This is a genomic window from uncultured Nostoc sp., from assembly GCF_964245575.1.
GTDB lineage: Bacteria > Cyanobacteriota > Cyanobacteriia > Cyanobacteriales > Nostocaceae > Nostoc.
This window is the reverse complement of sequence record NZ_CAXTNP010000423.1, coordinates 1-4,727: the sequence shown is the minus strand read 5'-3', so window position 1 is coordinate 4,727 and position 4,727 is coordinate 1. Positions and strand designations below refer to the sequence as shown.

7 protein-coding genes are annotated in these 4,727 nt (G+C 40.7%); 4 read left to right on the top strand and 3 right to left on the bottom strand.

Going from position 1 to position 4,727, the window contains the following annotated elements; all coding sequences use genetic code 11:
- Positions 1–66: 66 nt before the first annotated feature.
- The 3 genes from ACFFAP_RS36005 (at position 67) to ACFFAP_RS35995 (ending at position 2,122) form a co-directional block, all read left to right on the top strand.
- On the top strand, positions 67–369 hold the full coding sequence (locus ACFFAP_RS36005; RefSeq protein WP_375515695.1) for a hypothetical protein: 303 nt from the start codon (positions 67–69) through the stop codon (positions 367–369).
- A gap of 8 nt (positions 370–377) precedes the next feature.
- A complete protein-coding gene (locus tag ACFFAP_RS36000) occupies positions 378–614 on the top strand; it encodes a hypothetical protein (RefSeq protein ID WP_375515694.1) in 237 nt (78 codons plus the stop codon).
- 320 nt (positions 615–934) lie between these two features.
- Positions 935–2,122, top strand: a complete 1,188-nt coding sequence (locus ACFFAP_RS35995; protein ID WP_375515693.1) for a transposase — start codon at positions 935–937, stop codon at positions 2,120–2,122.
- Positions 2,123–2,269: 147 nt separating this feature from the next.
- Here the strand turns inward: ACFFAP_RS35995 and ACFFAP_RS35990 are convergent, their stop codons facing one another.
- Together ACFFAP_RS35990 and ACFFAP_RS35985 are read right to left on the bottom strand one after the other, a co-directional pair.
- Positions 2,270–2,422 (bottom strand): hypothetical protein, encoded by a 153-nt coding sequence (locus ACFFAP_RS35990; RefSeq protein ID WP_375515692.1) that lies wholly within the window; start codon positions 2,420–2,422, stop codon positions 2,270–2,272.
- A gap of 52 nt (positions 2,423–2,474) precedes the next feature.
- On the bottom strand, positions 2,475–2,702 hold the full coding sequence (locus ACFFAP_RS35985; protein ID WP_375515691.1) for a hypothetical protein: 228 nt from the start codon (positions 2,700–2,702) through the stop codon (positions 2,475–2,477).
- 488 nt (positions 2,703–3,190) lie between these two features.
- Between ACFFAP_RS35985 and ACFFAP_RS35980 the strand changes: the two genes are divergently transcribed.
- Positions 3,191–3,847, top strand: coding sequence for a pentapeptide repeat-containing protein (locus ACFFAP_RS35980; protein ID WP_375515690.1), 657 nt, complete (start codon positions 3,191–3,193; stop codon positions 3,845–3,847).
- A gap of 76 nt (positions 3,848–3,923) precedes the next feature.
- Here the strand turns inward: ACFFAP_RS35980 and ACFFAP_RS35975 are convergent, their stop codons facing one another.
- Complete coding sequence (locus ACFFAP_RS35975) at positions 3,924–4,703, bottom strand: ABC transporter permease (protein WP_375515696.1); 780 nt, start codon at positions 4,701–4,703, stop codon at positions 3,924–3,926.
- Positions 4,704–4,727: the final 24 nt, after the last annotated feature.

Below are 4,727 nucleotides of genomic sequence, written 5' to 3'. Positions count from 1 at the left end.
GATGAAACTAAAAGACTAGGAATAATTGCGGATGCTGTGAAGTTTTTACAAGAATTAGGAATTTAAATGTTTGGTTTTGATGGTGATACTGAAGGATTGAAAATTATTCTGGAACGGATTGTTTGTAATTATGACTCAGGAAAGTTAAGCCATAAAGAAGTGAGAGCTTATGCAAGGTGTATGCTTGCAATATTTGAAAACCTGAGTATAGATATTCATGTTGAAGCAGAAATCAAATTTTTAATAGCAGCACTTTCTGCTAGTGGCATTGCTCATTACGATCGCTCATTTATAGCTTCGAGGATATTGAAATTACTCGAAGAAAACGCCCGCTCAAAAGTTCAAAAAATGTCTTCTGAGTCCTTTTAATTAAAACAATGACTAAAGATAACATTCCCCAACCTGATCCAGCTTGGGACTATTACCAAACTTGGCATTCATTACATCAGATAAAAGACAAAATTGACGAGGCTTTAAAACTTATGAATGACATCGAATCATCAACTCTCAAGGCGGACGAAGCTATTAGAAGTTTACTCAATCCAGCTTGTAATCGTCTCATTTTAATCGTTAGAGAGTTATCTGATAATGACAAACCGCCTGATGAATCGTAATTGCGATCGCGCCACGACAGCGCGGGCTACTTGACCCCGTAGCCGAAACGGTGGGTATTACTACCCATTGTCGCGGACTGGAGTCCAACCCAGACGTACAGCACTCAAATCACAGCAGCTTAGGGCTTTTATTGTGAATCAAGCTTTTATAGCTTTCTGCTATTCGTAAGCTCGGCTGCTGTGACTGTGCTGTTCTTTCCCTATGTCACCGGAAGTTACCGCTTCTGGTTTTGCCTTGAGAGTGAATTAGGCTACTGGCCTTCGGGTGATTCGCAGGCATGGCATCAGGGACAAAAACAGAACCACCCAGGAGGAACTGAATGATTAGAATTTTGGGACTTGATGTTAGCAAGTCCTCGGTTTCGGCTTGCCTGCTTACTGAAAAGCCCTCAGATCCACGTCAATTCTACTATGAGTGTCCGTTTTTGAAGTTGAGCGCTGATGCAAAAGGTATTCTTGGTCTACTCAGCGAAGATGCGGACATTGCCTTACTAGAACCAACTGGTAATAATTACAGCAAGCTTTGGGGCACACATTTAGCCAGGGCCGGGGTAGAAGTGCGGTTGGTAGGTCACAAAGAATTGCGGAATTATCGAGCTAATCACTTGGCACTTCCAGATAAAGATGATGATGCCGATGCCTTAGCCCTGGCTTGCTACTACTTCGACTATCACCAAGACCCGCGGCGATTTGTTCAAATTCGCGATCGCGCTATTGTTAAAATCCGCGAATTAGTGTTGAGACTTGCTCACCTTAACCGCGTTCAGTCCCCGATCATCAACCGCATTCGTCAGGATTTGGCGTGGCAATTTCCAGAGGTGGCACTAGTAAAGTCGCGACGGGGTGAATCAGGTGAAGTGCCTTTGCTTTGGGGGTGGCTTGCTCTTGAGAGGAAAAGTAGCCGCTATGACCGGCTTTACGAGAAAACTGTGGGACTGGGCATTACTGACACGGTTCGCCAACATGCGCGAAGGATCTGCAACCTCCAACGCGAAGAACACGCCATTGAAGTAGAGTTACGAGAACTGCTTGCTGACTCTCGGTTTGACCATTACCGCACAGTTTTTAAACGGTTTGGATTTGGCGATCGCCTAAGTGCGATCGTTCTCTCCCAAATTTACCCGATTGAGGGGTTCTTGGATGCTTCGGGTAAACCAGAGGTGAGAATACGCCAGGGGCGAAACTCGAAAAAGCCTACTAAACGTCACCTTTCATTGAGAAGATTTCAGAAAGCTTTAGGCGCTGCGCCATCGCTTGAAGCTTCCGGCGATAGCCGTAAAGCTAAAGTTGTAGGCGGATCTGATTTATGTCGAAAGTCTTTGTGGCAGTGGGTGTTTACTCGCATTGAACCAAAGCGATCACGCCTCAAAAATGAAATTGGTAAAATTTTGGGGGAACAGTTAGATGGTGAAAAGGCGGCGGGTCGCCCGGTGAAGTTGGTTAGAAACCGCATTGCAGCCAAAGGAGTAAGGCTGCTGTTTAGAGAATTAGTTAAAGGTTTGAAGTGACAAAAAGGAAATTATGCCCAATGAAAGTAAAAATCAAAATCGCAAGCATTGAGCATACCTGCTTAAAGTGCTGGGGAAGTGGAAAGGTAAGAAAGAAAATTTGTGCTACCTGCAACGGTACAGGTACAATCCGCATAAATTAATTGTCTAGAGTGAAGTGGCGATCGCACTGTGCCAGTTGCTTAAGTCCTGTAAGTGTTGAGAAATTACCTGAACAACAAGGTTGCTATAATTATTTTCTTGGCTCAACTCATCTAACAAGAGGCTGGCATTGGCAATAAAACGGGCTAATGTAAACACAGAAATTCTCTCCTAAATAAGTCAGAAAGCTAATACGTTATCAAGTTGAAAATCAATCTTGGTTTAAACCACAACCCAAACATCGCATACAAACAGAGAAAGCCGCTAAAACTGAGATTATCTCAAATAGCAATTGAAATGACAAAGGAGCCAGAGCAAATCCCCAAACCATAATAATTGTCCCAGTTGCCATAGCCGCAATGCGATGAATTTCTTCTTTAGTCCTCAAAGCAAAGAAGAAAGTCCCTAACCCAATCAATAATAAGACTAAGCTACTCATAAAGATATTTATTACTTAGAAGCTGAAAGTAAATCATGCAAAGCTACAATACTGACAAAAATCATAATGCAATTTTTATTACAAAATTTGTCCTATTTACATTAAATATTAATGTTTGTTTAAGTTAGAGTTTAAATTTTAATTAAATGGTGGCATCTACCTATCAATCTCCTTCTCAAGATGCCTACCAACCAAGAGTTTCAAGATTGTAAAGAAAGATGTGACTAATGGATAGCTAAGGCATGGGTGAGAGTTGAGGAGGCTTGTACCTCATGTACTTGCAAAACGCTGTATCAATGTTTCCTGACTTATGTCAGCATTTTTTGTTTTAAAAACCACTTAAAAAACGCATTTTCAAGTTCTTAGCGATTTTTTGGGAATTTCTTTCTGATTATTGACTGAGATGATCTCCATTTGCGGTGTACTCTCAATATACGGTAACTATCATACTCGACCTTTGAGATAAATTACACCCAGAGGTGAATACCATGAAAAATTATGCTGATCAACAGGAATTTATATTAAGTCAAATCACAAATAAATATTTTCAGCGTCGAGATTTCAGTGGATGTGACTTGCGTGGAATTGATCTGAAAGGAATTGATTTAAGTGGTGTTAACTTCATAGGAGCAGATTTGCGTGATGCAAATTTGTGTGGCTGTATCCTCACTCGTGCTAATTTAAGTGGCGCAAATCTGATGCAAGCTAGCCTACGTGAAGCTAATTTGTATGAAGCATCTTTGTGCGAAGCTAATTTGATTAATGCTGATTTAACACGAGCAAATTTATGCGGAACTTTCTTATGGCGCGCAAAATTCATCGGTAGTAATCTTTGGGGTGCTTCTTTATGTGATGTGGATTTGAGAGAAGCAGACTTAAGTGAAGCCAAATTAATTGAAGCATCACTGATTGAAGCTAATTTAGTTAGAGCAAATCTCACAGAAGCAAAGTTATGTGGAGCAAAATTACTAGAAGCTGATTTGACTGAGGCCAACTTAACTGGTGCAGATTTGACATGGGCAAATTTAACCAAGGCAAACTTGAATAAGGCAAACCTTTGGCAGACAAACCTGATTTATGCGAAGCTGCGGGATACTATCATGCCTGATGGCACAATTGAGCAACCTCAGATAGTGATTTATTAGTCATTAGTCATTAGTCATTAGTCATTAGTTAGGAGAGAAGAACTTTCTGTTTGCTCTAATGTCCAATGCCCAATGACTAAAACTCACGTTGTGAGAAGATAAAAATAGCGATCGCTAACAACATGGCACTATAAAGTAAGCCATAGCCAGCATTTGTAATCAGTGCAGTTGTGTCAGGTAGTGCTTGCAGACCATAGATTGCATCGTTTTTCAAATTTAATCGAGATAAATCAGGCAAGATGAGAAACAAACCTTGAGTTAGACGTTCTATACCAGGGTTGTGGCTCAGACGACCAAGTTGTACTAAATCTTGAGTAATATTTCCGATTAAATATACCGCAAAGGTTAAAATAGTCGCCAGTAAAGAAGCAGTGAAAACACCGAAGGTAATAGCCACAGCCGTGATTAATGACAACTGCAATAATAAAAAAATTGCAGCAATTAGAATGCTAGCGGTTGAATGAGTAATGTTACCAAATTGCAGAAATACTAGATAAATTGCTGTCATTATGGCGACAAGCACAGCTAGTACTGCGGATAAACCCAAGTATTTTCCGAGGATAATTTCGCTGCGGCTGACAGGTTTAGCAATTAACACCAAAATAGTGCGTTTTTCAATTTCTTTATTAACCAGTCCCGTACCAATAAATATCGTCACAATTAACCCGATGGCATTCATCGCCGCCATCCCAAAATCTAAAAATATTTTGTCTTCAGTCGTTGCTGCAAATTCAGGAAGGACACGGAAAGCGATGGCGATTATCAGCGCATAAAAACCAATAATAAATAGGATGCGATCGCGTACCACTTCCTGAAACACATTCTTTGCCAATACAAAAATTCTGTTGATAGTCATTTTTCTTTGGAGTGGGGAGTGGGG

Coding starts and splice junctions, on each gene's coding strand:
- ACFFAP_RS36005 (WP_375515695.1), top strand. CDS start 67: ATGTTTGGTTTTGATGGTGATACTGAAGGATTGAAAATTATTCTGGAA.
- ACFFAP_RS36000 (WP_375515694.1), top strand. CDS start 378: ATGACTAAAGATAACATTCCCCAACCTGATCCAGCTTGGGACTATTAC.
- ACFFAP_RS35995 (WP_375515693.1), top strand. CDS start 935: ATGATTAGAATTTTGGGACTTGATGTTAGCAAGTCCTCGGTTTCGGCT.
- ACFFAP_RS35985 (WP_375515691.1), bottom strand. CDS start 2,702: ATGAGTAGCTTAGTCTTATTATTGATTGGGTTAGGGACTTTCTTCTTT.
- ACFFAP_RS35980 (WP_375515690.1), top strand. CDS start 3,191: ATGAAAAATTATGCTGATCAACAGGAATTTATATTAAGTCAAATCACA.
- ACFFAP_RS35975 (WP_375515696.1), bottom strand. CDS start 4,703: ATGACTATCAACAGAATTTTTGTATTGGCAAAGAATGTGTTTCAGGAA.